The sequence below is a fragment of the Leisingera sp. CC-HEC093 genome (assembly GCF_059429195.1).
The window spans coordinates 124,616-145,687 of record NZ_JCAIJR010000002.1 but is presented as its reverse complement, the minus strand read 5'-3'; the positions used below and the strand labels follow the sequence as shown (position 1 = coordinate 145,687).

Annotated in this window: 10 protein-coding genes; 5 read left to right on the top strand and 5 right to left on the bottom strand. The window is 67.8% G+C overall.

Annotated elements, in window-relative coordinates:
• Window positions 1-167: 167 nt before the first annotated feature.
• The 3 genes from AC5STB_RS20690 to AC5STB_RS20680 all read right to left on the bottom strand — a co-directional run bounded on the left by AC5STB_RS20690 (window position 168) and on the right by AC5STB_RS20680 (window position 3,803).
• Window positions 168-2,048, bottom strand: coding sequence for a polysaccharide biosynthesis protein (locus tag AC5STB_RS20690; RefSeq protein ID WP_495444751.1), 1,881 nt, complete (start codon window positions 2,046-2,048; stop codon window positions 168-170).
• A gap of 232 nt (window positions 2,049-2,280) precedes the next feature.
• The gene (locus AC5STB_RS20685) at window positions 2,281-2,892 is read right to left on the bottom strand and encodes a sugar transferase (RefSeq protein ID WP_495444750.1); all 612 of its coding nucleotides are present in this window, start codon (window positions 2,890-2,892) and stop codon (window positions 2,281-2,283) included.
• Window positions 2,889-3,803 carry an NAD-dependent epimerase/dehydratase family protein gene (locus AC5STB_RS20680; protein ID WP_495444749.1) on the bottom strand — a complete coding sequence of 305 codons (915 nt, stop codon included), beginning with the start codon at window positions 3,801-3,803 and terminating at the stop codon, window positions 2,889-2,891. The genes AC5STB_RS20685 and AC5STB_RS20680 overlap by 4 nt, the downstream gene beginning before the upstream one ends.
• 89 nt (window positions 3,804-3,892) lie before the next feature.
• On the opposite strand from AC5STB_RS20680, the gene AC5STB_RS20675 reads away from it, so the two are divergent.
• The 3 genes from AC5STB_RS20675 (at window position 3,893) to AC5STB_RS20665 (ending at window position 6,857) form a co-directional block, all read left to right on the top strand.
• The gene (locus AC5STB_RS20675) at window positions 3,893-5,011 is read left to right on the top strand and encodes a polysaccharide biosynthesis/export family protein (RefSeq protein WP_495444748.1); all 1,119 of its coding nucleotides are present in this window, start codon (window positions 3,893-3,895) and stop codon (window positions 5,009-5,011) included.
• Between the two features lie 192 nt (window positions 5,012-5,203).
• The gene (locus tag AC5STB_RS20670; protein WP_495444747.1) at window positions 5,204-5,617 is read left to right on the top strand and encodes a hypothetical protein; all 414 of its coding nucleotides are present in this window, start codon (window positions 5,204-5,206) and stop codon (window positions 5,615-5,617) included.
• Between the two features lie 58 nt (window positions 5,618-5,675).
• Window positions 5,676-6,857 carry a hypothetical protein gene (locus AC5STB_RS20665; protein ID WP_495444746.1) on the top strand — a complete coding sequence of 394 codons (1,182 nt, stop codon included), beginning with the start codon at window positions 5,676-5,678 and terminating at the stop codon, window positions 6,855-6,857.
• 42 nt (window positions 6,858-6,899) lie between these two features.
• On the opposite strand, the gene AC5STB_RS20660 is transcribed toward AC5STB_RS20665, so the two are convergent.
• Together AC5STB_RS20660 and AC5STB_RS20655 are read right to left on the bottom strand one after the other, a co-directional pair.
• Complete coding sequence (locus AC5STB_RS20660) at window positions 6,900-7,559, bottom strand: hypothetical protein (protein WP_495444745.1); 660 nt, start codon at window positions 7,557-7,559, stop codon at window positions 6,900-6,902.
• Window positions 7,552-8,631, bottom strand: a complete 1,080-nt coding sequence (locus tag AC5STB_RS20655; protein ID WP_495444744.1) for a GSCFA domain-containing protein — start codon at window positions 8,629-8,631, stop codon at window positions 7,552-7,554. Before AC5STB_RS20655 ends, AC5STB_RS20660 begins: the two co-directional genes overlap by 8 nt.
• A 185-nt stretch (window positions 8,632-8,816) precedes the next feature.
• Here AC5STB_RS20655 and AC5STB_RS20650 point away from each other — a divergent pair, with 185 nt between their 5' ends.
• The gene (locus tag AC5STB_RS20650) at window positions 8,817-11,906 is read left to right on the top strand and encodes an FG-GAP-like repeat-containing protein (RefSeq protein WP_495444743.1); all 3,090 of its coding nucleotides are present in this window, start codon (window positions 8,817-8,819) and stop codon (window positions 11,904-11,906) included.
• A 261-nt stretch (window positions 11,907-12,167) separates the two neighbouring features.
• On the top strand, window positions 12,168-21,026 hold the full coding sequence (locus tag AC5STB_RS20645) for a DUF7933 domain-containing protein (protein WP_495444742.1): 8,859 nt from the start codon (window positions 12,168-12,170) through the stop codon (window positions 21,024-21,026).
• The last annotated feature ends 46 nt before the right edge of the window (window positions 21,027-21,072 follow it).

Sequence of the window (21,072 nt, the reverse complement as noted above, 5' to 3'; positions counted from 1 at the left end):
ATGCCTGCCTTCTGGTGCTGCCTGCCGCCGGGTGCTGTTGCCCGGGCGCTGTTATCTGCTGCCTTGCTTAGACCATGACGGCGGGCCGGATCAATTGCCCGCAGGCCCGGCGGCGGCGGTTTTGCGGGGATTGCAGCCCCGGCGCCGCACTTGCGGCGGCCGCCGGATCAGGAGCTTATGCGCCCTGCCGCCGCGGCCTGGCCATAGCCCTCGACCCAGTGCCGCACCACCTGCAGCGCCGCCGCCTCGTCGCCAGCCGCCACCGCCTGGCGCAGGCTGCGCAGGAAGCCCGCGACCTCGATCTCCGACAGCACGGTCTCGCGGGCGCAGAAGATCTTCGGGTGCCGGGTATGGATCAGCTCCGCGCTCAGCGTCAGCTCCTCCTCCATCTTCTCGCCGGGGCGCAGGCCGATAATCTCGATGGCGATGTCGCCGTCCGGATTGTCCGCATCGCGCACAGAGTGGCCGCCGCTTTCGATCACCTGGCGGGCCAGCTGCAGGATCGGCACCGGCTCCCCCATGTCGAGCACGAAAACCTCGCCGCCCTGGGCCATGTCGCCTGCCTGCAGCACCAGCTGCACCGCCTCGCTGATGGTCATGAAGAAGCGTTTCACATTCTGGTCGGTCACCGTGACCGGACCGCCGCGGCTGATCTGCTCCTGAAACAGCGGCACCACCGAGCCGGAAGAGCCCAGCACATTGCCGAAGCGCACCATGGTGAACACGGTGCCGGTGCCGAAGCGGGTGGCCAGGTCCTGCACAATGAGTTCCGCCATCCGCTTGGAGGCGCCCATTACATTGGCCGGGTTCACCGCCTTGTCGGAGGAAATCAGGATGAAGCGCTCCACCCCCGCCCGGGCTGCGGCGCGGGCCAGGATCTGGGTGCCGAAGACGTTGTTGGCAAGGCCCGGCAGCGGGTTTGCCTCGACCAGCGGCACATGTTTGTAGGCGGCGGCATGCAGCACAACCTGCACCTGATGGGTATTGAGCACCAGCCGCATCTGGCGCGGGTCGGTGATTGTGCCCAGGACCGGCACCAGCTCGATGCCCGCCTCTGCGGCCACCGGCCCCAGTTCCTGATGCACCGTGTAGAGCGCCAGTTCCGAAAGCTCGAACAGCACCAGCCTGGAGGGGCGGCAGGCCAGCACCTGGCGGCACAGTTCCGAGCCGATCGAGCCGCCGGCGCCGGACACCAGCACGGCCTTGCCGCGGTAGGATCCTGCGGCTTCCTGCAGCGGCACGGTGCAGGCGTCGCGGCCCAGGAACGCTTGCGGCGCCACCGGCGTCAGCTTGTCGACCAGCGCCTCCTCGCCAATGAGCTGGGCAAAGGAGGGCAGCGCTTGCACCTCCAGCCCCAGTTTCTGCAATCGCTGGATGATCTGCGCCTGGCGCGGCTGGCGTTGCGACGGCATCGCCAATAGCACCCGGCGGATCTGCCGGGTTTCGACGATTTCGGCAATCCGCGAGGGCGCATAGACCGGCAGCCCGACCAGTGTCATCCCCTGCAGCGAGGAGTTGTCATCGGCAAAGGCGATGGGGTCGATGCCGCCATGCGCCTTCAGCGCCTGCGCCAGCTGGGTGCCGGTATTGCCGGCCCCGTAGATCAGCACCCGGCAGCGGGGGTTGGCGCGGCGGTAGACCATCAGCACCAGCTGCAGCATCACCGCGCGCGCCGCCGCCATGGCCAGGAAATAAAAGATCGCAAAGGCCACATAGGTGCCCGGCCCGAGCGCCGGGCCGAAGAAGCGGGCCAGCAGGGCCAGCACCAGCGCGCTGGCGCCCGCCAGCACCCCGCTTTGCACCGCGGCATGGCGCTCGTAGGCGTTGAGCTGCACCCGCGGCAGCCCCAGCCACAGCGCCAGCAGCGCGGCGGCGGCCAGCACATAGGGCAGCAGCGGCAGCAGCAAAACCAGGGTCGCCAGCGCCGGGTCCGGCAGCGGCTGCACCTCCAGCGTGAACAGCAGCGCCAGCGGCAGCAGCGCCAGATCCACGGCCAGGAAGACGTAGGATTTCTGCTTGCGCGACAGCGCGCTGATCACATTGTACATGCTTGTCTGCCCCTGCGCCCGGGTGTTTTCCCTGTTGCATTCTGCTGGCCTGTCCTGGCAGCCCTGCGGGTGCCGTACAGCAGAAAAAGTAAATAAAAACTTACCGCCAAGCACCCGAACCCGTTGCCAAATCCGCGGCGCGGCCGTTTGGCCGGAAATTCTATCATACCGGGTTTGCGCCGCACCGCAAAACCGGCAGCGGCGGAAAACCGCCGCACTGTGGCCCCCGCGCCTACCGGCGGCGGAAGAGGTTGCCGATGGTCTGGAACACGATGTCGAAATCAAAGCACATGCTTTGATGGCGCTGGTAAATCAGGTCCAGCCGCGCCTTCGCCGGCACGCAGAGCCGGGAATAGACCGCATCCGTCTCCCCGGCTGTTGCGCAGCGCGCCAGGAGCGCCGCCTCATGCTTGTGATAGGTGATCGAGGCGAGCCCGGTGACGCCGGGGCGCGATTTCAGCACCCGGGCATAAAGGTCCGGATGCGCCTCGACATACTGGCGGAGCGGCGGCCGCGGCCCGACAAAGGAGAGATCGCCCTTGAGGATGTTCCACAGCTGCGGGAATTCATCCAGCCGCTTGGAGCGCAGCCAGGCGCCGGTCCTGGTGATGCGCGCCGCCTTGTCGCCGCCCGAGACCCCGGTGTCCGCATCCGCCGCCGTCATGGTTCGGAGCTTCCACAGGTTAAATGGCCGGCCGGGCGCCTTCATCCGCTCCGCCACATAGAACAGGGGCCGCCCCTCCTTCCACAGGAGCCAGCCGAGCAGCAGCAGCAGCACGGGGCCAAGCAGCGCAATCAGCAGGGTGGCAAAGAACAGGTCGAACAGCCGTTTGCGCCAGGTCATAACGTGGGTCTCCTCTGCGTGTCCGCCTGTTGCCCGCCTGCCGTTTCCAGCCCTGACGCGGCCCAGTCCGCCGCCATCCGGGCCGGATCCGCCGCCGCCAGCGGCACAGGCAGCAGCGCTTGCAGCCGGGCCGTGTCCAGCACCACCTCTGCGATTGCAGCGGGCGGGGCAGGCTGCCAGCTGAACCGGCGCCCGGCCGCCCGCAGAAGGGCCGCCATCTCCACCGCCCCGGGCTGTGCGATGTTGAGGGCCGCGGGCAGCCCGGGCCGCGCCAGCAGCGCCGCCAGCACCTGCGCCAGGGCCTGCAGCCCGATGTAGCTGCGCCGCGGGCTGCGGCCATCGGCGAACCGGTCGAGGGCAAAGCCCGGCCGCCAGCCGCCCAGGGCCGCGTCAAAGCCTGCGATATTGCCGATCCGCAAGGCACAGGCCTGCACCCCCAGCTCAGGCGCCAGCGCCGCGGCGCGGGCCTCCATTTCCGCTTTGGCTGCGCCATAGGCATTGGCAGGGCGCAAGGGCGCCTCCTCCGGCAAAAGCCCGGACTGCGCGCCATAAACCGCGGCCGAAGAGGCCAGCAGCACCCGCGCGCCCGCCGCCGCGCCCGCGCGCAGCGCCGCTTCGCCGAGGCGGATGTGGTCCTGCATGCCTGCATCCCCCTGCCCCGGCCCGGGCACTGGCCCGGCCAGGCAGAGAATGGTCTCTGCGCCCGCCGCGGCACGGGCCAGCGCGGCCGGGTCCGCCAGCGGATCGAACACATGCCAGTCCCCGCCCGGCCAGCCCCCGCCCGGGCTGCCGGGCAGCGGCGGCGCCCGGCGCGCCTGCAGCCGCAGCGCCATGCCCTTTGGCGGCGCCAGCTGCAGCAGCCGCCCGATGCGCCCTGTTGCACCCAGAACCAATACGGCGGGAATCCTCATGCCTGCGGCCCGTTTCTGTTGAACCCTCTGGCTCAGCCCAGTATCCTTCCAGCAGAAAAAAATCAAAGCGGTTCCGCAACAGGCTCTTCATGCTGAAATTCCTTCCCTGGCTGGCGGCTGCCGGCCTTATCCTTCTGCCCGCGGCCTGTTCCCGCCTGCCCGGCGGCGCTCCGGCCAGCGAAGAGATTCTGAGGGAATCAGGTGAGGCGGATGCCAATTTCGCGCTCTACAAGGTGAACCGGGCCTTGCTGCCCACAGTGGCGGCCTGGCCGCCCACCGGCAAACAGGAGCGCTTGAACTGGCTGCACGCCCACCAGGGCGCCAAGACCCAGATCATCCAGCCCGGCGATCTCTTGTCTCTCAGCATCTGGGACAGCAACGACAATTCGCTGCTGACCACCGCTGAACAGAAAATGGTGCAGCTGCAGGGCATGAAAGTGGCCGCCAACGGCACCATCTTCATGCCCTATGTGGGCGATGTGAACGTCAACGGGCTGACCCCGGCAATGGCGCGCATGAAGCTGCAAGAGGCGCTGGAGCCGGTGGTGCCGTCAGCGCAGGTGCAGCTGGCCATGGCCGAAGGGCGCGGCAATTCGGTGGACCTGGTGTCCGGCGTCGCCCAGCCCGGCACCTATCCGATGCCGGACCGCAATTACACGGTGATGGGGCTGATCTCGGCCGGCGGCGGCATCAGCGCCAGCCTCAACAACCCGCAGATCCGGCTGGTGCGCGGCCAGTCGATCTATGGCACCTCGGTCGACACCCTGCTGAACACCCCCCGTCTCGACACCCTTCTGCGCGGCGGCGACCGGGTGTTCGTCGAGGAGGACGAGCGCTATTTCCTCTCCTTCGGCGCCACCGGCGAGGAAGACCTGCACATCTTCTCCAAGGATGAGATGTCGGCAATGGACGCGATGTCGGTGGCAGGCGGCTTCCAGGACGGCAAGGCCGATCCCAAGGGGCTGCTGATTCTGCGCGAATACCCGGCAAGCGCGGTGGCGCCCGGCGTGCGCGGGCCGCGCCAGCAGCGGGTGGTGTTCTCGCTCGACCTCACCTCTGCCGACGGGCTGTTCTCGGCGCGCCAGTTCAAGATCAATCCGGGCGACCTGGTGATGGCCACCGAATCGCCGGTTAACGACGTGCTGACCGTCTCTAACATCTTCGGCAATTTCTTCGGCGTCTTCAGCCGCGCCGGGGTGATCAACTAAGGGCCTGGCGCCTGCCTGCTTGCGGCCCCCAGGCCGCAGGCGCAAAAAATGCTGCAAAACCAACAAAACTCTTAACATTTTACTTTTACGTCAGGTAATACTTCTTGAAATGAGCGTATTTCCGCCGGTACAGGCCATGCAGACCGGCGGCAGAGCAGTTTCTGATGAAAAATGCACAACGGGAGACATGCCATGCGGATGACATTCCGGGCTTTCGGGTTTTGCCTCAGCCTCAGCCTGGCCAGTGCGGCAGCGGCACTGGAGGCGGATCCGGTGCAGCAGCACAATTCCAATGCGATCTGGTTCGAGAACTGGATCGGGCTCAGCAATGCCACGCTGGTGGTGGTGGCCCCGAACGGCCGGGTCACCTCGATCCAGGCGGCCTCCGGCACCCCGGTCTATGAGCTGGAGCGCGGCGCAGTGCAGGACGGCACCTACCGCTATGAGCTGAGCGCCGCCGCCAGCGAACAGGAAGAGATCGTCAATCCCATCGACAACGGCCGCGGCGAACCCGCCACGTCCCGGGCCAGATCCTTCACCATGACCGGATCCTTCACAGTGTCGCGCGGGGCCATCATCACCCCCGAAACCGTGACCGAAGACTGAGCCTCAAAAGACTGCCGCGGCCGCCGCCGCCCCCTGTTTGAAAGAAAAGGAATTTGACATGAGCCGCAAACCCCAACGGATTCTGGCTGCGGGCGCCAGCCTTCTGGCCCTGGCCGCAGGTGCTGCGCAGGCAGACCAGGTGTTCAGCGACGATGTGGTCGTGACGGGAAGCCTCTGCGTCGGCGTTGACTGCGTATCTGGTGAAAACTTCGGCTTCGACACCGTCCGGCTGAAGGAAAACAACCTGCGGGTTCATTTTAACGACACATCGGTCTCTGCCAGCTTCCCGACCCGCGACTGGACGCTGATTGCCAATGACAGCGGCAATGGCGGCGCCAACTATTTTGCCATCGAAGACCGCGATGCCAGCACCAAGCCGTTTCTGGTCGAGGCTGATGCGGGCAACAATGCGGTCTATGTCAAATCCGGCGGTGAGGTCGGCTTTGGCACCTCCGCGCCGGTTGTCGAGCTGCATGTGGCAGACGGCGACAGCCCGACCCTGCGGCTGGAGCAGAACGGTTCCTCCGGCTTTACCCCGCAGACCTGGGATATCGCGAGCAACGAGACCAACTTCTTCGTGCGCGATGTGACCAACGGCAGCGAACTGCCGTTCCGGATCGAACCCGGTGCGGATGACAACTCCATTTACATCGAGGCCGACAACGACGTCGGGATCGGCACCAATAATCCCTCGGCAAACCTGCATGTCAGAACAACCGCTGCCGGCGGGGTGACGGCAGGCTATGACGCCAATGACACCGGGCATTTTCTGATTGAGAATGCCAATAGCTCACCCTCTATCCGGACCATGGCGGGCCTGAAGAACAACGGCGATTCCGCCTTCAACTTCATCAACACCGCAACCAGCAAGACCTGGAAGCTGGCAACGATCAACAACGCGTTCACCATTCTGTCGCCGGATACGGCCGGCATTGAATTCTCGCTGTCCAATGCCGGGGATCTGACCGTTCTCGGCAACTTCATTTCAGGCAGCACCACGCTGAACGTGCCCGACTATGTGTTCGAGGACAGCTATGAGCTGCGCCCGCTCAGCGAAGTCGCGGCCTACATTGAGGAGAACGGGCACCTGCCGGATGTGCCTTCCGCGGCGGAAATCAACAACACTGGCCTGAACATGAGCGCTATGCAGATGGTGCTGCTGCGCAAGGTGGAAGAGCTGACTCTTTATACGCTGGAGCAGGAGCGGGTCATCGCGGAGCTGAGCAAGCAGCTGGACTAACTGACGCTGCCGCTGGCGCCGGGGCCGTCCCGGCGCCGCTTTTCAGCTGGCCGCAGCGGCACAGGCGCGCTCTGTCAGAAACAGATCCAGGACGGCCTGCCCCCATTCGATACTGCCATGCATCGTGTCCGCCTCATTGGCGTACCGCGCGGCCAGGCACGGGCCGTCCATCGTCTGCGGCCGGTGGTCCAGAAAGACTGCACCGGTCTTGCAGACCTCGCGGATCAGAACCGTTTCACTTGCCGCAAGAAGCTCCCGCAAATGCGGTGCAACACGCTGCGGAGAGCAGGTGAAATAGACCTCCCGGCCATGAGCCGCCAGCAGCCGGTAGAATGCCAGCGCGGTGCGGCGCGCCTCAAGGACCGCCTGCTCAAACACCTGCCCGGACATGGCCTGCCGCCAGTCCTGGATCCCCGCTGCGCTGCAATATGCGTGGATCTCTCCGGCAAGCCTGTGCGAATTGAACCCCAGGGTGCTGAGAACCGGCAGAGGGCTCGTCAGGAGCGGACGGAACAGCGGCCGCAGCGGACCGGTGCTGGGCAGCGTAATGATAAAATCGCCACCTTCCACACGGTAAAAGGGTTTCTCCAGCCGGGCGCCTGCGCCCAGCGGGCCGCCAGTCACCGCCAGGCCGGCGCGGCGGGCGGCCTGGCCGATGGCCACAGTGTGCGAATCCCCGGTCAGAAACAGGCTGTCAGTCACGGTAGTAATCCAAAATCATCTCCTCGCAGACCAGTTCACCATCCGCCAGAGCCCCTGCAGCGCCGCCGTCGGCAGCCTCCCCCTCTCCGTGACCGCCGAAACAGCTGAAGAAGTGCTGCATGACAAAGGCAACCCCCTGCGCCGCCACGGTCCGCTTGTTCGGCTCGAAAAACACGCCGCCGAAAGCCGGGGCCGTGAGCAGCTCATACGACGGGAAATAATCGGTCCAGTCATGCGCCGCAGCCAGGCTGCCGGCCGCGGCCCGCAGCACCGCCTTGGTAAAGCCGTTGGCGGACAGGGCATGCGCGCCTGGAACCGCCGTTGCGGTCAGCGGCACCGGGGACACCGTGAGCAAGACACGCAGTTCCGGGTTGACCGCGCGCAACAGCGCCAGTGCTGCCGCCATGTTCTCCTGCACCGCTGCCGCATCCTGATTGACGAGCTTGTGCAGGCCGGGGTCGAACACGCCAGCCTGAGTGCCCGGGCACATCTGGTAGACCAGGCCGCTGCGGCCATTGATCCAGGTTTCGGTCTGCCCCATCGTGAAGATAAAGACCTGGGCTTCCCGGACGGCGCGCCGCAGCGCCTCCAGCGTGCGCCGCCGGGCCTGGCGCACCTCTTCAGCGCTGGCAAAGCCGCCCGGTTCGGCAGCCGGGCGCACGGGGTCGAACCAGCGGCCGTCCTGATGCCAGATTTCACAGTCCTCCTCGCGCTGGCCAAAGGCCCATTCCAGCCACTGCCGCAAGAGCGCCGCCGAATAGATATTGCCGGTCCGGCAGGAAAACACGCCATAGCCGAAGCGCCGCGCCGCGGCGGCGGACATCATTGGAGGCGCCGGCTCCGCATCGAGCCAGTTGTATCCGCTGCCGGCAAGCGCCGTGCTGACATGCTGGGCAAAGCAGGAACCCGCGGTGATGATGCAATCCTGCGGGCTGATCCGGAATTTCGCCTGATGCAGGTCCTGCACCCCGAAAAGGCCGGGTTCGGCCACGGCGGTGCGCCAGAAACTCTGCGGCGGCAGGTCCTGGTACGGGTTGCCCGGACGGGCGCGGCGGCTGGGGTCATGTGTCAATAGAAATGCTCCGGCAGACTGGGAATGAGGCGCAGCAGCACCCGTTCTAACCGGGCCGGCCGCGCATGACTACCCGGGCCCGGCATTGCGGCCCGCACGCGGCTTTCCGCAAGAAAATTGCATTTACCGGGGAACGTGGTACGAAAAGGCGTTCGCCTCTTCCGCCTTCCATTCAAGTCTTTTCCATGCACGCTTTCATCGCCCCTCCCCACCGGAAACGCTTTCTCCTTGCGCTCTTGATCCTCGGTGCCCTGGCCTATCTGTTCTGGACCGGCTCGCGCTATCCGGCACTGAATGAAAAGGCGATGATGTCAGGGGCCATCCAGCTCGAGGACCCCTTGAGCTTTGAGGCGAAGTACCCGCTGAGTGCGGCGATGGGCACGCTGGAGCGGATCGGCTATTCGACCCTCAACTGGATCCACACCAACAAGAAGGGCATGGCCTTCGGCATTCTCTTTGCCGCCGCCATCATGACCCTGCTGTCCTGCCTGCAGACGCGCAGCTTCCGCGGCCGGTTCGCCAATTCGGCGCTGGGGCTGGCGGTCGGCGCGCCGCTGGGGGTCTGCGCCAATTGCGTCGCGCCGATCGGCAAGGGGATGTATGCCTCCGGCATGCGGGCCGAGACCGCGCTGTCGGCGATGGTGGCCTCGCCCACGCTCAACGTGGTGGTGCTGTCGATGCTGTTCTCGCTGGTGCCCTTCTACATGGCCGCAGCCAAGCTGGCGCTCAGCCTCTTTGTGATCCTGGCCGCGGTGCCGCTGATCTGCCGCTTCCTGCCGCAGGTGCAGATCGCCCCGGCAGAACCCGCGGCCCAGACCCCCTGGAGCACCGGCGAGCTGGCCGCCGGGGCGGCGCCGGGCGAAAGCCTGCCGGCAGCGGTTCTGGGCGTGGCCCGGGTCTATCTCAAAAACCTCTGGTACATCATCCGCCTGACGGTGCCGATGATGCTGCTGGCGGGATTTCTCGGCGCCGCGGCGGGCACGCTGTTCCCGCAGGATCTGATCACCGGGCTGGGCTTTGGCATCGGCGCCCTGATGCTGCTGACGCTGGTGGCGCTGTTCCTGCCGGTGCCGATGGGGTTCGATGTGGTGCTGGCGGGGGCGCTGATCGCCGCCGGAATGGCGCATGGCTATGTGATGGCAGCGCTGTTCACGCTGGGCAGTTTTTCCGTCTATTCCTTCATGATCATCACCTCGGCGCTGGGGCTCCGGGCGGCGGCGCTGATGGCCGCCGTCATCGGCTCCTTGGGCTTTGCCGCCGGGCTGGGCACCCATGTTTATCACGAGTGGCAGAGCCGCCGCGCGCTGGAGCAGCTGCTGGGAGACGGCCCGCAGGCGCCCGCCCCCTGGGGCGCAGCCCAGGCCGCCGGGCTGGAGGCGCCAGTGCTGGCCGCGGGCGCAGGCGCAGGCGCGGCGCGTATCACGGTGGCCGCCGCCCCCTTCACCCCGCCTTCGCCCGCCGCTGCCGCAGGCTTTACCCGCGCCGAGGCCGCCACGATCGGCATCACCAAGCCGGTCGAGTTCACCATGCGCGACATGTGGCCGCCGTTCTGGGAAGGCCGCAGCCTGGCCTCGGGCGATATCGACAACGACGGCGACATCGACCTTGCCGTGGCTTCCACCGAGGCGGGCCTCTACCTCTATGAAAACGACGGCAGCGGCCGGTTCACGCCCGTGGCCCTGGACCTGGGGGGCCTGGCCGGGGCGCCGGTCTTCAATGCCGCCCTGGCCGATATCGACAATGACGGCTGGGCCGACCTGTTCCTGGCCACCTACCTGCAGGGCAACTACTGGTGGCGCAATGCGGAGGGGCGCTTCGGCGCCGAGCCGCCGCGCCCGGTCGCAAACCGTGCCGATGCGCCGCTTACCATGGCGCTCTCCTTTGCCGACATCGACCGCGACGGCCATCTGGATGCGGCGCTGGGGAACTGGGCGGCGGGCTGGTACCGGCGCATTCCCGGCGAGGAATCCCGCAACCGGGTGCTGTTGAACCCGGACGGGCAGCTGACCGGCGCGCAATTCACCGAGCTGCCGGGCATCCCCGGCGAGACGCTGTCGGTGCTGTTTTCCGATTTCGACGGCGACGGGACCCAGGATCTGATCGTCGGCAACGATTTCGATATCCCCGACTACTTCTACCGCGGCGACGGCACCGGCGGTCTTGCCATGGTGGCCCAGCCCGAGGGCGTGATCCCGCACACCACCACCACCACGATGGCGGTGAAGACGGCGGATCTGTTCAACCAGGGCCGCCCCGCCATCTATCTGGCGCAGATCGCCGGGCGCTCCTCCGGGGTGTCGGAGCGGCTGAAGATGCAGCCGCTCAGCCGCTATTGCGATGCCATCCAGGCGGCTGAGGCCAAGGCGGTTTGCCGGCAGAACATGGCGATCAAGGCTTGGTACAAGGCGGGCAACAGCTTCGATCCCGCCTATGCCGGGCGCTGCCAGCAGCTGAGCGGCCGCTATCAGGCGGAATGCAAGGCGATGCTGATCAAGGATCTGGCGATCCAGAAGCGCGACGCCACGCTGTGCGCGCTGATCCCCGCCGGCCAGCCCGTCCCGCGCGCCTATTGCGATCTGCATTTCAAGCCCGCGCGCCAGCCCAAGGCGGAAGAAATCGCCCTGACCCACCCGCAGATCCTGCGCTCCAACGTGCTGCTGGAGCCGGAGGGCGCCGCGTTCACCGACACCGCCGCAGCGCGCGGGCTGGATGTGGGCGGCTGGAGCTGGGACACCAAAGTGGCCGATTTCGACCAGGACGGCTGGCAGGACGTCTATATCGTCAACGGCACCTGGGTGCCCAACGAGGTCTCGCCCTCCAACCTGTTCTTCCGCAACACCGGCCAGGGCCGCTTTGAGGAGGCCTCGGGCCCGTTCGGGCTGGAAGATTACCTGATGACCGCCGCCGCCACCCAGTTCGACATGGACGGCGACGGCGATCTGGACCTGGTGACCCACCCGGTGAACGGGCCGCTGATGGTGTTCCGCAACAACACCCAGAACCCGGGGCTGGCGTTCCGGCTGCAGGATCTGGCCGGCAACCGCGCGGGCATCGGCGCCCGCATCACGCTGCTGGGCCGGGACGGCAGCCGCCAGATGCGCGAGATCCAGCTCGGCGGCGGCTTCATGAGCTTCGATGCGCCGCGCGCCCATTTCGGCCTGGGGGCGCAGGACAGCGCCGCGGGCGCCCTGATCCGCTGGCCGGACGGCCTGGAGACCCGCCTGGACGGGCCGCTGCAGGCCGGGCAACTCTATACGGTCACCCGGCAGCCGTAACGGCAGACCGAAAAACAACCTTGAGTTTAATTTTGGCTGGGCTTCTGCCTGGCGTTCCGCGACGGACCCGGCGGCGGCGGCGGCAGATTAATGCCTTGATACACCGGGCAATTGCATAGCTGCTACAGTGCATGAAACTTTGTTTTTTTTCACATTGCAGAGTTGTGGCGGATTTCCGCCTGCAGTAGCGTACCCCAATGGAGGGCCATGGCTGGCAGAGACCGGGCCGGGCCCCGTCCGAGGGATAGTTAAGGAATTTCGATGACCTGTTTGCTGCACCGCGCCCTGCGCCTGCTTTCCGTTGTTCTGACCCTTGCGCTTCCCGCGGCCGTTCAGGCCCAGTCCGCCCCCGGTTTCAGCGCCGCCTTCTCGCCGGACTCGATCGCGCCGGGCGGGGACTCCACGCTGACCTTTACCATCGACAACAGCAGCTCCGGCACCCCGGCAAGCAGCCTTGCCTTCAGCGGCACATTGCCCGCGGGTGTGACCATCGGCAGTTCCAGCAGCTCGGACGGCTGCGGCGGCACCCTCACCGCCAGCGCCGGCGGCAGCACACTCACCTACGCCGACGGCCGCCTGGGCAGCAGCAGCAGCTGCACGGTGTCGCTGCCGGTGACCTCCAGCACCACCGGCAGCCATGTGCTGACGACCGGCGACCTGACCTCATCTTTGGGCAACAGCGGCACCGCCTCGGACACGCTGACGGTGACGGCTTCGTCGGTCAGCGTCACCCAATCGGTCGCCCTGGCCACGCTGGATCCGGGCGGCAGCACCACGCTCACCTATGTCATTGAGAACAACAGCGGCAGCGCCACGACGGTGTCGCTGTCGCTGCCGCTGCCTGCCGGCCTGGAGCTTGCCACGCCGGCAAACGCCACCAGCAGCTGCGAGGGCACGCTGACCGCCAGCAGCGGCGGCAGCAGCTTCGCCTTTTCCAAGAGCGGCGCATTCTTGGGTTTTGACGGCGGGGTGCCGCAATACGACAGGCTGGAGGACGGCGCCAGCTGCACCGTCACCGCCGGTATCAAGGGCACTGCGTCCGGAGACTACGACCTGACCACCTCCTGGAGCGCCTCGGCCGGCGGCTCCGGCAGCCTCAGCACTGCCGTCACCGTGAACGCGCCGCCTGAGAACGGCATCGGCCTGTTCAAGGCCTTCGACGTGAGCCAGGCCAGCGCCGGGGACACCGTCACTCTGGACTTCAGCCTCAGCAATATCAGCCGGGACAACAGCGCCGCCGGGATCGCCTTCACCGATGACCTGGATGCCTTTCTCTCCGGCACCGCGTTTTCCAGCCTCAACAGCGACAGCTGCGGCGGCAGTCTCAGCGGCAGCTCTACCCTGTCCTACTCGGGCGGCAGCCTGGCGTCCGGCGCCAGCTGCGTGGTGTCGGTGGAGCTGGCATTGCCCGCCGGCGCTGCAGCCGGCACCTACACCAACACCACCAGCGCGGTGACCGCCACCGATTTCGGCGGCAGCGCCTATACCGGGTCCACGGCCTCCACCACGCTGCGCATCCTGGCCGATGGCGGCCTGCCGGTGACAATTGCCAAGACCTTCACCGACGGTCCGGTGCAGCCGGGCAGCACCATCACCGCGCGCTACACCCTCAGCAATCCCAACACCGCCCTGGCGGCTTCGGACATTGCCTTCAGCGAGCCTCTGGACGCCCCGGGCGGCATCGCGGTCAGCTCCTTGCCCTCTGCAAACTTCTGCGGCAGCGGCAGCGTTGCCGGCACCGCCAGCTCGGGCGGCACACTGTATCTCAATATCTCGGGCGGCACGCTCGCAGCCGGCAGCAGCTGCGATGTCGATGTGGTCTACCAGATCGCCGACGGCACCGCGCCGGGCGATTACGCCACCGCCACCGGCGCCGTCACCGCCACCGTCAACAGCGCTTCGGTGTCCAGCACCTCCGGCGCCAGCGCCACGCTCGCCATCGAGGGCGGTGCCAACCTGTCGCTGGTCAAGGCCTTTGGCAGCGACACCGCTCAGGGCGGCGGCACCGCTGCGCTGACCTTCACGGTGTCCAGCAGTGCTGAATCCGCCAGCACCGCCACCGCAATCGCCTTCACCGATGACCTGGATGCCTTCCTGTCCGGCACCACCCTGTCCAGCCTGACCAGCAACAGCTGCGGCGGCAGCCTCAGCGGCAGCTCCACCCTGTCCTACACCGGCGGCAGTCTGGACCCCGGCGACAGCTGCACCGTCGTGGTGGAGATCGCGCTGCCCTCCGGCAGCCCCGGCACCTATACCAACACCACTTCCAGCCTGACCGCCACCGCCGGCGGCGAGGCCACCACCGCCGCTGCGGCTTCGGACACGCTGCAGGTGCTGGAGGCCGCGGCGCTGATCACCGCCAAGAGCTTCAGCCCGGACAGGGTCCTGCCTGGCGAAACCATGACGCTGACCTACACGCTGGAGAACCCGGACAGCAGCTTCACCTATTCCAGCGTCGTCTTCACCGACAGCTACAGCACGGCGCTGTCCAGCCTGGCAGCATCCTCATCGGCGTCCTTCAGCGCCGGCTGCGGCGGCAGCCCCGCCTTCTCCGGCACCACCACCGGCATCTTCACTGGAATCGAGATCGCGCCGGGCGCAACCTGCACCATCGGCCTGGACCTGGCGGTGCCCGCCGGGGCCGCGGACGGGGATTACGGCTCGGTCAGCTCCTCCGTCAGCGGCACCGTGAACGGCAGCGGCGTGACTCTTCCGGCGATCACCGCCAATTTCAGCGTCAGCACCAGCGATTTGCTGGAACTGGGCAAGAGCTATTCCAGCAGCACCGTCACGGCCGGCGGCGCGGTGGACGTGCAATACACGGTCACCAACCTGAGCAGCAGCTATGATGTCAGCGCCCTGGCCTTCAGCGACAGCTTTGATGCCGGCATGGTGGTGGCAGCCACCCCGAATGCCGCCACCACCTGCACCGGCGGCACCCTGACCGCCGCCGCAGGCGCAAGCAGCATCAGCTACTCGGGCGGCAGCCTTTCCCAGGGCAGCAGCTGCACCGTCAGCGTCTCGATGACCGCCCCCACCGCCGCGGGCAGCTACAGCGGCGAGACCAGTGAGATCACCGGCACCGCCAGCGGCGCCTCGGTCACCGGCACCGCCGCCAGCGCCACGCTGACCGTGCAATCGGCCAACCCGCCGGCGTTCAGCAAGAGCTTTACCGCCAGCGCCCTGGCGGCGGGCGGCAGCACCACGCTGACCTATCAGATCAGCAACCCCGCGGGCGGCAGCAGCCTCAGCGGCCTGCGCTTCAGCGACGACCTGGACGCCATGCTTTCCGGCCTGGCGGTGACCGGCGGCACCGGCAGCGATCTGTGCGGCAGCGGCTCCAGCGTATCAGGCAGCGGCACCGTGCTGCTGACCGGCGGCAGCCTGGCGGCAGGCGAAAGCTGCTCGATCGAACTGACCGTCAGCGTTCCGGCGGCGGCGGCCACCGGCAGCTACAGCGGCAGCACCAGCGAGCTGACGGAGAACGCTAGCTTTGCCGCCGCCGCCGCCAGCGCCGCCTTCAGCGTCGAGCCGGCCCCGGATTTCGCCAAGGCGTTCAGCGATGCCGGCATCGTGCAGGGCGGTACCACCACCCTGACCTTCACCGTGGACAACAGCGCCTCGGCGGTTGCCGCCTCCAGCCTGGATTTCACCGACAGCCTGCCTGCGGGCATGGTGGTGGCACCGGTTCCGAATGCCGCCGCCACCTGCACCGGCGGCACCCTGACCGCGACGGCCGGATCCGGCAGCATCAGCTACTCGGGCGGCACCGTGGCAACGGGCGCGTCCTGCACCGTCAGCGCTGATGTGCGCGCCACCTCGACCGGCACGCTCAGCAACACCAGCGGCGCCCTGACCTCCTCCTCCGGCACCTCCGGCACCGCATCAGCCAGCCTGACAGTCAGCGCAGCGCCGGTGCCCGGTTTTGCCGCCGCCTTCGGCGATGCGACCATCGCCCAGGGCGGCACCTCCACCCTGACCTTCACCGTCGACAACAGTTCCGCCCTGATCGATGCGGCCGCACTGGATGTGACTGTGCCGCTGCCTTCAGGGCTGGTGGTGGCGCCGGCCCCGAATGCCTCTGCCAGCTGCAGCGGCGGCATCCTGACCGCCGCCGCCGGCAGCAGCAGCCTGTCCTACAGCAGCGGCACCGTGGCGGCGGCCTCCAGCTGCACCATTGCCGTGGACCTGCGCGCCACCGGCACCGGTTCGCTCAGCGTCACCAGCGGCGATCTGACCTCGGATCTCGGCAATTCCGGCTCCACCTCCGCCAGCCTCACGGCCAGCGCGGCGCCGGTGCCCGGCTTTGCCAAGAGCTTTGCCGCCGCCAGCGTGCCGCTGAACGGCAGCACCACGATGACCCTGACCATCGACAACAGCAGCGCCCTGATCGAGGCCAGCGCGCTGGATGTGACCGACAGCCTGCCCGCAGGCATGGTTGTTGCCAGCCCGGCCAATGCCTCCGCCACCTGCACCGGCGGCACCCTGACCGCCGTCCAGGGCAGCACCACAGTCTCCTACAGCGGCGGCACCGTGGCGGCGGCCTCCAGCTGCACCATCACCGCCGATGTGGCCGCCTCGGCCACCGGCGCGCTGGTCAATACCACCGGCAGCCTGAGCTCCTCGCTGGGCAGCTCCGGCACCGCCACGGCAACCCTCACCGTGCCCGCGCTGAGCCTGGCCGCGCCCATCGCGGATGACGATGTGGTCAGTGCCTCCGAAGCGGCAGCGCTCAGCCTGTCCGGCAGCACGGATCAGATCGAAGACGGCCGGAGCGTCTCTGTCACTGTCACCGACAGCAATTCCGCCAGCGTCAGCAGCAGCACCACCGTCACCAGCGGGGCCTGGAGCCTCAGCCTGGATGTCTCCAGCCTGGCGGATGGCAGCCTGACGGTCACCGCCGATGCTTCGGATGCGGCAGGCTCTGCCGCGCCGCAGGCCAGCGCGGCCATCAGCAAGGACGCCACCGCGCCCGCGGGCTACAGCGCGGCCTTCGACCAGACCGCCGCCAATGCCGCCAATGAAAGCGCGATCAGCTTCACCTTTGCGGATGCCGAAACCGGCGCCGCCTACAGCTACAGCATCAGCTCCAGCGGCGGCGGCAGCGATGTGACCGGCGCCGGCAGCATCGCCACCGCCAGCGATCAGATCACCGGGCTCGACCTGTCCGGCCTGGCCAGCGGCACCCTGACCCTGTCGGTCACCCTGACCGACACCGCCGGCAATGCAGGCGCAGCGGCCACCGATACAATCGCCAAGGACATCACCGCCCCCAGCCTGGCCTTCGGCAGCCCGCTGGCCGGGGATGACGTGGTGAACGCCTCCGAGGCGGCCTCCCTCACCCTGTCCGGCACCGCCGGGGATATCGAAGACGGCCAGAGCGTCGCTGTCACCGTCACCGGCCCCAGCGCCGCCAGCGCCAGCGGCAGCGCCACCGTCACCGGCGGCGCCTGGAGCCTCAGCCTGGATGCCTCCGCCCTGGATGACGGCAGCCTGACGGTCACCGCCGATGCTTCGGATGCGGCGGGCAATGCCGCGCCCCAGGCCACTGCTGCGCTTTCCAAGGACACCGCGGCCCCCGCCGGTTACAGCGCAACGCTGGACCAGGATCCGCTCAATGCCGCGGAGGAAGCCGCCGCCAGCTTCACCTTTGCCGGTGCCGAAACCGGCGCCGCCTACAGCTACAGCATCAGTTCGGACGGCGGCGGCAGCGATGTGACCGGCTCCGGCACCATTGCCACCGCCAGCGATCAGATCACCGGGCTCGACCTGTCCGGCCTGGGCGACGGCACCCTGACCCTGTCGGTCACCCTGACCGACACCGCCGGCAACGCGGGCGCAGCAGCCACCGATACAATTGCCAAGGACATCACCGCCCCCAGCCTGGCCTTCGGCAGCCCGCTGGCCGGGGATGACGTGGTGAACGCCTCCGAGGCGGCCTCCCTCACCCTGTCCGGCACCGCCGGGGATATCGAGGACGGCCAGAGCGTCGCTGTCACCGTCACCGGCCCCAGCGCCGCCAGCGCCAGCGGCAGCGCCACCGTCACCGGCGGCGCCTGGAGTCTCAGCCTGGATGCCTCCGCCCTGGATGACGGCAGCCTGACGGTCACCGCCGATGCTTCGGATGCGGCAGGCAATGCCGCGCCCCAGGCCACTGCTGCGCTTTCCAAGGACACCGCGGCCCCCGCCGGCTACAGCGCAACGCTGGACCAGGATCCGCTCAATGCCGCGGAAGAAGCCGCCGCCAGCTTCACCTTTGCCGGTGCTGAAACCGGCGCCGCCTACAGCTACAGCATCAGCTCCAGCGGCGGCGGCAGCGATGTGACCGGCTCCGGCACCATTGCCACCGCCACCGATCAGATCACCGGGCTCGACCTGTCCGGCCTGGGCGACGGCACCCTGACCCTGTCGGTCACCCTGACCGACACCGCCGGCAATGCAGGCGCAGCGGCCGCGGACACGGCCAGCAAAGATACCGGGCTGCCCTCGGCCACGCTCAGCGGCCCGGACAGCGCCCAGAGCGACCCCTTCGCGGTGACCCTCACCTTCAGCGAGGATGTGACCGGCTTTGCGCTCAGCGGGCTGACGCTGGACAATGGCGCCGCTTCGGGTCTTTCCGGCTCCGGCGCCAGCTACAGCTTCACCGTGACCCCGGATCATGACGGCACCGTCACCATCACCGCCGAGGCCGGCGCCGCCGCCGATGCCAGCGGCAATGCCAGCACCGCCTCCGCGCCGCTGGAAGTGACGGCCGCGCTGACAGGCACGCCGAATCCCAGCCCGGAGGCCGACAGCGATGGCGACGGCACCCCGGATTCCTATGAAAGCAGCACCGCGGACCGCGATGGCGACGGCATCCCGGATGCCGAGGATTACGACCCGCAGGGCTATTTCTACTGCGAGGATGACGGCCGCATCCTGACCGGCGGCTCGATCACCGTGACCGGCCCGTCAGGCTCAAACAGCAGCACCGGCATCAGCAATGACATCAACATCGTGCGCGACGGCTCCAGCGGCGAATACCAGTGGTTCGCGCTGCGCCCGGGCACCTATACGGTCGCCTACGGCTACCCGTCCGACGGCGGCGCCGCCAGCACCGCGCGGCTGTCTTCGGGCAGTCTCGACGTGACCTCGCTGCTGCCCGACAACCCGGCGGTGATCGGCTCCACAGAGGTGGGTTCGACCGGCTACCTGGCCGATGCTTCGCTCTCTGCCAACCCCGCCTTCTACGACACCTTCGTGATCGAGGCCGGCGACCCCAACGTGCTGGCCAACAACATCCCGATGACCCAGTGCTCGGAAAACGCGGTGACAGTCAGCGCCGTGCAGAACGGCGCCGAAGCCAGTGGCGGCACCCCGGATGCGGCGGTCTTCACCGTGTCGCTGGCGCGCGCCGGCGCGGTGGACACGGTGATCAGCTACACGCTGGCAGGCACCGCCGCCGGCGGCGATGACTACACCGCGCCCTCCGGCACCGTGACCATCGCGGCAGGCGATACCGAGGCCGAGGTCGAGGTGCCGGTGCTGGATGACACCATCGTCGAGGGCGGCGAGACCATCGAGCTGACCCTGACCGCGGTGACCGCGGGCGACCAGGGCACCGTGCTCAGCAGCACCGCGTCGGAGCTGACCGGCAGCGCCACCATCACCGACGACGATTTTGCGGCGATTGCGGTCACCAATGACGATCTCACCGCATCGGAGAACGGCGACGACACCGCTGCGATGTCCTTCAGCCTGTCGGGGGCGCCCCTGGCGGATGTGGTGCTCAGCTTCAGCGGCGACAGCCAATGCACCGTCTCGCCGTCGCGGATGACCTTCACCCCCGGCAATTTCGCCAGCGCCCGGACCCTGACCATCCGCGCCATCGACGACGAGGATGTGGAAGGCACCCACAGCTGCCAGCCGTCGGTTGCCGTCAGCTCCGCCGACACCAGCTTTGACGGCTATGCGCTGGCGCTGGCCGAGGTGCAGGTCGCCGACGACCTGGTCGACCAGATCCGCGAACAGCTGACCGAAGTGCTGAAGCGCGACCTGGAAGCCACGGTAAAGACCCAGCAGCGCTACTTCAGCCGCCTCTCCAAGGGCGCGCTGGACCGGCTGCAGGCCGGCCGCGAGGATCTGCGCTGCGGCACCATCCGGGCCTTCGACACCGACGGCAACGTGCAGCTGCAGGACGGCAACGGCTCCAGCGACGGCAGCTTCGGCTGGGAGACCTACAACTGCAACCGCGGCAGCCGCGAGATCCTGGACGGGGCCTTCTCGATCAGCCACACCGACGGGCTGGGCACCCAGGCGATGCTGCAGGTCTCGCGCCAGAGCGAGCGCTTCCTGTCGGACCGGGATCTGCGCGGGTATTTCTGGGGCGGTTATGCCAGCCGCACCAGCGTGCAGGATCTGGCCGATGGCGCGATCACCGGGTTCGGGCTGAACACCGGGATCTACGGCGCCCGCAGCCTGAGCGGCGGGCTGTTCCTGGATTATTACGCAGCAGCGGCGCTTGGCCATCACCGCTTTGACCTGGACTTTGCCGCCGAGGCCGCACCGATCCGGGCCGAGGGCGATTACCAGTATGCGGCGGGCTTTGCCGGCGCGGCGCTGTCGGGCAGCCGCACCTATGACAGCATGACCGTCAGCCCGCGGGTGGGGCTGGATATTGCCTATGCGGCGGCCAGCGATGCGGATGTGACCGCCACCCAGCTGTCGCAAAGCGACACCGGCTCGATCAGCATTCCGGATTACAACGGCGCCCGGCTGTTTGCCGAGCTGGAGTTTGCCGGGTTGAAAGCGCCGGAGGGCAGCACCCCGCCGGGCGTCACCCTCACGCATCTGTCGTTCGCGCCGCGCTTTGCCTGCGAGCTGTCCTCCTTCGGCGGCAGCAGCTCTGAGACCGGCTGCGGCTTCGGCTTTGCCTTCTCGCAGGAGATGCTGAACCTGTCGCGCGGGCTGAGCTTCGGGCTGGAGCTGGATTACGAGCATCTCGACGGCAGCGACCGGCTGTCGCTCGGCGTCACCCGCGAGCGCCGCTTTGCCGGCGGAAAAGGCGCGGTGGTGACCCGGCTGACAGCGCCATCGGCGGACAGCCTGGCCATCGAGCACGGCATCCGGCTGGACTTCTGAACCGCCGCCGCCCCTCTCCGGGGGCGGCGCGCTCCTGCAGCGGGGG

Coding starts and splice junctions, on each gene's coding strand:
- AC5STB_RS20690 (WP_495444751.1), bottom strand. CDS start 2,048: ATGTACAATGTGATCAGCGCGCTGTCGCGCAAGCAGAAATCCTACGTC.
- AC5STB_RS20685 (WP_495444750.1), bottom strand. CDS start 2,892: ATGACCTGGCGCAAACGGCTGTTCGACCTGTTCTTTGCCACCCTGCTG.
- AC5STB_RS20680 (WP_495444749.1), bottom strand. CDS start 3,803: ATGAGGATTCCCGCCGTATTGGTTCTGGGTGCAACAGGGCGCATCGGG.
- AC5STB_RS20675 (WP_495444748.1), top strand. CDS start 3,893: ATGCTGAAATTCCTTCCCTGGCTGGCGGCTGCCGGCCTTATCCTTCTG.
- AC5STB_RS20670 (WP_495444747.1), top strand. CDS start 5,204: ATGCGGATGACATTCCGGGCTTTCGGGTTTTGCCTCAGCCTCAGCCTG.
- AC5STB_RS20665 (WP_495444746.1), top strand. CDS start 5,676: ATGAGCCGCAAACCCCAACGGATTCTGGCTGCGGGCGCCAGCCTTCTG.
- AC5STB_RS20650 (WP_495444743.1), top strand. CDS start 8,817: ATGCACGCTTTCATCGCCCCTCCCCACCGGAAACGCTTTCTCCTTGCG.
- AC5STB_RS20645 (WP_495444742.1), top strand. CDS start 12,168: ATGACCTGTTTGCTGCACCGCGCCCTGCGCCTGCTTTCCGTTGTTCTG.